The 3,304-nt window shown below is 47.0% G+C and carries 3 protein-coding genes; all 3 read right to left on the bottom strand.

The window, feature by feature from the left end; translation table 11 throughout:
• Positions 1-432: 432 nt before the first annotated feature.
• A complete protein-coding gene (locus BT173_RS18900; RefSeq protein WP_072430231.1) occupies positions 433-1,464 on the bottom strand; it encodes a DUF2971 domain-containing protein in 1,032 nt (343 codons plus the stop codon).
• Between the two features lie 112 nt (positions 1,465-1,576).
• On the bottom strand, positions 1,577-2,701 hold the full coding sequence (locus BT173_RS18905) for a DUF3800 domain-containing protein (RefSeq protein WP_072430232.1): 1,125 nt from the start codon (positions 2,699-2,701) through the stop codon (positions 1,577-1,579).
• Positions 2,702-2,849: 148 nt separating this feature from the next.
• The coding region (locus BT173_RS18910) for a hypothetical protein (protein WP_217651517.1) at positions 2,850-3,304 on the bottom strand (455 nt) is incomplete at its 5' end.

The following is a 3,304-nucleotide window of genomic DNA, read 5'->3' on the forward strand; positions in this document are numbered from 1 at the left end:
GCTGCGGATGTCTACCAGACCCGGGGCAGTCCAGATAGGGACGCGCCAGGACAGCGCTAGACGGCCCTTAGCGGGCTAGGGAATGCAGGCGGGAAGTGGGCGAAGCGACCGAGCGGAGGCAGGTTGCCCAGGTGCATAAGCTAGGTGCATAAAAACGCATAAATTCGCGAGGCCCTACGCCCCCCGCAGCGCGCCAGTACTGGCGCGGGCGGGGTGGGTTCTGCAGGGTGCATAAAATGCGCCCTATGAAGCGGGCGGGCGTGGCGGGGATACGAGCGCGCGCCCAAGGGGAAAATCCCCCAAAAAAATCAATCCGGCAAAAGCAGCACTTAGAGAAGCATTGCCGAGAGGCCCCTTGTCGGCCTAAGCAGATAACGCCGCACTCTGGGGCAAACCGAAGCGTAGCGGAGGTTTGTCCCTAGCGGCGCTTTGTTACACATTTTTATGCCCTAGATCTGTGATACTCGAATATCTTTCATCAATTTGTTCTGGAGTAAGATACATATTCTCGTATCTATATTTTGATCTTTGATACTGTCCAAAAAATACGGGCTTCCCCGGCTTACTTTTATCGTGGCTAACCTCAACCATTTGAACTTCGTTACAGTATGGCTCTCGCCGCACAATCTCCGCCATCTTGTCTAGGTAAGGAGAAAATTCAGACCACTTCTCATTTAAAGTACTTGGATCAACCGCACATTCAGCTATAGGAGCAATTGAATACAAATATTTCATATCTGTTGGGTATTGATCATCAATAGCTTTGGCAATAAACTCATATGAATTATTTTTTAAATGAATCTGATAGTATTTAATGCCTCTACCACAAAGTCTTTTCATCACTTCCAGCTTTCTTTCTTCGAGCATGCGGAGCCCGAAATAAATAGCTTTTACAGCCCTGTAATCATAGCATTGAAGGCCGGCCACAGAGGTAACCACTCTAATTTCTTTCTCATAAGCCCATTTTTTCGACTTAATACCAATAAGCTTTTGAATGAAACTGACTTTGTCATTAATTTTCAACATATCATTGATATGAAGGCTAGGCGGGTTATCACTATATGCGACGTCGAATGTGTGATAATCATCTCGGCCAAAATAAACCAAAGCATCTAGTTCATACTCAATGCAAAAACCCTCATGACTATTTGCATAGTGGGCCCATAGCAGCTCATCTGTGCAGCTTTTACTAAGTGAATAAATTCCTGCTGAATCTTTTTTCTCAATAAGCTCTCTTAGTGACTGCTTAACTTCCTCTACAGATTTCGCCACTTCTTTGCTGCCTTTCCCTAGAATCCCAGCAGTCAAATCAAGTTGAGTTAGAAGGTCTTCGTGAAAAACCAACCCCTCGCACGGATCATTCAATTTATTAATGGTTGGAGACCAAAAAGTATCCTTTTCTAAAGATACGAGATCTCGATGAAATATATCTTCATCTCCCCCTCTATATTTAAAAACTCTCATGTGTCTCGTATCTCGCCTTTATGTGTAACGTTGTAGGTAAAGGGCGACCGGAATGCCGCAGGCATGGAGGAATGCCAAAGCGCAGCTTTGGGCCATCACGTTGACCGAAAGGTTAGCCGCCTTGTATCGCACGAAGTCTCCTCTCTTCATCGTATGCAATTAAACTTTGGCTTCGCTCAAGCTGTTCTGGTGTAGGATCTGGTAGCTCTTCAAACCAGCGCTCCCATCTAGCAGCAATGGCATTCAGTGATATTTCATCTGTACGGCCTCGGTAGAGGTGTGGCTCAATCAGTCTGTAAAGTTCTGGAGCAAGCTCTTTACCTTCCATTGTACGTTTGAATACCCAGAGGTGGAGGTCAACAAGCTCAAGACCCGCGCTATTTGCACTTGACGCAAATTCTATTGGAATCTTTGGCATGCCGCTAAAGTCAATCGCTGGAAGTCCCGGCCCGTTAGCTGCAGGTAAGTCACTAAGCGCAGCAAAGTATTCAGAAAGGCTTTTTTGTGCCTTGTTAAATTGAGATTGTTGATCAACAATGATCGCTGCTGCTTTGGCTTTTTTAGTCTTCAATCGCGATGCAATTCCATGCATTACTGATTGAAAGCCAATTATATTTGGTGTTATTTGAAGCTTGTCCTTCTTTTTCTTTGTGTTGTAATAAATTTTCTTTGGATTTTTTTCGGCCCATTCTAGAGTATCTGAGATAAGCTGCCTAGATCTAGCATCTGGCAAATGACCAACTCTAGAACGCAATTCCATGCATACGGAAGTAAGCAAGGCATCTGCTTTGTCGCTATCGGTTTCTATTCTGGCTTCCCACGCTTGTTTTGCGATGTCCTTGTCGAATAATTTGGCCAGCTTCAGAAGTAGAACATAGCGCATTGGGGTCCAATATCCCGTCCACGTGATTGCAGGGTTATTTCCGTGATCGAAAACTTGGTCGAAAAAGCAAATTATTGCGTGATCTGGCTTTGCAACGCGGTATAAGTCAAACCTGAAGTTGAGGCGTCTTTGAAGTGCTAATAGTTCGCTTGCCAATGGCACAAGACCACCATTGCCGAGTTCATTTGCATGGAGACGCAGCACCTTTGCGCGTTGCCGCAGCTTCCTAAGAGAATCCTCGGCCAACAAATCAACGTTGACCTTGCTTGAGAGAACTCCGTAATAGAGCATGGGCTGCGTTTCGTCGAATAAATTTGGACCTGTGTGGCCACTTTCGTCAACGTAGAAATACATGGTGCAGACCCCGCAAAATCTTGGCGGTTAACTAGGAAGTAGGCGGACGCCGGAGCGCGTAGCGTGAAGGGAACCACAAGCGCAGCTTGTGGCGGTCCGCTTGACTGTAGGGTTAGAGCGCTTTCGCCAAACCCGTGATGGTTTTGAATTACAGAAATTCAACGGAAGCTCCTTGGGCTTGAACTTCAAGATCAATCCACGCAATGGGGCTAAATGTGGAAATGCCCTCAATGCCGTAGGTTTTCACATTGGGAAGATCCGCAGGCTCAACGTCCTGATAGATGCGCTGCTCTTTGAATTGAGGGCTCTCTTTTGGATCACCGATGTATTCGGTGACTTCGCGCGTAGCGCTAGCTACGTTTGAGTAGGTGACCTTTACTTTCAACGGGCCGCCCGCAACACCCAAAGCAAAAACCTGAGACGCAATCACTACTAGCTCTCGGCCTGAAACCGAAATGCTTTCGATATTGCTCTCAGTCCAGTGAAGCTGTTCGGGAGACATGTGCGCTCTAACGAATAAAAGGGACTTCCCCGTCCCGGATGAGCGGCGAAGCCGCAACGGCACCGCAGTGCCACGATGGCGTTTCCACCCGTCATCGCCAA

It is taken from the genome of Chitinimonas taiwanensis DSM 18899 (assembly GCF_900119825.1).
GTDB lineage: Bacteria > Pseudomonadota > Gammaproteobacteria > Burkholderiales > Chitinimonadaceae > Chitinimonas > Chitinimonas taiwanensis.